Origin of the sequence: Paenibacillus sp. 2TAB26, from assembly GCF_052115145.1 — a bacterium.
Taxonomy (GTDB): domain Bacteria; phylum Bacillota; class Bacilli; order Paenibacillales; family Paenibacillaceae; genus Pristimantibacillus.
In genome coordinates this window covers 1-1722 of record NZ_JBFRGC010000073.1, presented here as the reverse complement: position 1 = coordinate 1722, position 1722 = coordinate 1, and the positions used below count along the sequence as shown (strand labels likewise).

Sequence of the window (1722 nt, the reverse complement as noted above, 5' to 3'; positions counted from 1 at the left end):
TTTAAGCGGATCGTCCATCCGTTTGTTTGCTGTTCCTATTTATCAGTCTTGCATCAAAAAAATAAACGGCACAGGGCTTTTCCCATGCCGTTTCAGATTCACTTTCTATTTACGATCTTGTCTCGGAGATTAACTTAATGACATTGGCCGCGTGGCAGCCCTTCGCGGTTACGCTAACGGGCAGCATTCCTATTATGAAGAAATACGAAGTTTGAGAAACAAAAAGACTCCTTGGTATGATGTATATGGGTCCCAGATGCTGGCCAGCGACCGGATCCAATACAAACCAAGGAGACTACAAGATGAATTCTACTCAAAATGAACGTATTATCTAAAAGAACAGGACATTACGTGCGCTGTGGTTAATCCGCTGCACGTGAAGAAAAGCAAAGAATTGGATGATAATTCACCAACCAAGAACGACATTAAAGATGCTAAGGTCATCGCACAGCTCGTCAAAGACGGAAGATACGCCGTACCTCATCTTCCCCAGGGCATYTATGCCGAACTAAGGGAAGCGATGAAAATCCGCGAACATCTGTCGACAGATCTGCGCGTGGTGCAAGGCCGCGTTCATAACTGGTTGGATCGGTACTTTCCAGAGTTCCTTACGGTGTTTAAGGATTGGGAATGCAAGTCAGCACGCCAAATGCTCAGTCTTTATTTGTTACCGCATGAGCTGGTTTYTGAATCTGAGGAAACCTTGCTGAGTCATCTTAGAAAGATTGCCAAACGAGGGCTTGGCATCGAACGTATGAGAAGCCTGAAAGCAGCAGCAAGCSGTTCTGTTGGTATACGAGAAGGGACGGCATTAGCAAAAYTCGAGCTAAGGTTGTTGTTAACACAGTATGAGCTGCTAGAGAGTAAGTTTGAAGAGCTTGAGGCAAGGCTGGATGAGCTCTTGGAGCAAATCCCTCATGTGAAGAAACTAATGGCTATTAAAGGGATTGGCCGTGACAGTATTGCTGGTTTTCTCGCTGAAGTTGGCGACATAGAGCGATACAGACATCCCAAACAGATTATTAAGCTCGCCGGCTTGAATCTTAAAGAAAATACGTCAGGTAAACACAAGGGACAAACAAAGATTACGAAGCGAGGTCGTAGGCGGCTACGAGCGCTRCTATTTCGCGTGATGATGCCACTGGTGGCTAAGAACYGGGCGTTTAAGGCCTTGCATCAGTATTACACGAAACGGCCAGATAATCCCTTGAAAAAGATGCAGTCGCTCATTGCGTTATGCAACAARCTAATTCGCGTTCTGTTTGGTGTCCTGAAAAAGGGGCATGAGTTTAGTGAAGAAAAGATGTTACAGGATATCCCCCAATTCACGGCAGTGTCATTAGCAGCTTAAATTCAATGTTTTCATAGAAGACGAACGTAGATAAGAGAGTTACAGACAATTGAAGCACGGATGAGTCGGAACAAAACTAACATACGGACGAAGATCCTGACGGGCAGCAATATCCGACCTCCACCTCATGGACAGGTTGAATGAAGGAATGTGGGAGCGTAGACTCTGTGAGACATGGGAGGGTTGACCTCCATGAGACGATGTGGAGATCCAAAGGTGCGACCATAAATCTTCCCAAAGTCCACTTTTTTAAACGAGTGGTCTGAGTGGAGAGGCTTTTTGTACATTCTTCGCCCCATATTTTACACTATCTACAATCTTGTTCCATTTAAAGGTTGTCTTGTACGAAAGGAAATCGTTCAAAACCTAAG

Annotated in this window: 1 pseudogene; it reads left to right on the top strand. The window is 45.0% G+C overall.

Annotated features, from left to right (window positions below):
- Nucleotides 1-325: 325 nt before the first annotated feature.
- Nucleotides 326-1351: pseudogene (locus tag AB4Z50_RS35835) on the top strand (IS110 family transposase); the annotation flags it as partial.
- Nucleotides 1352-1722: the final 371 nt, after the last annotated feature.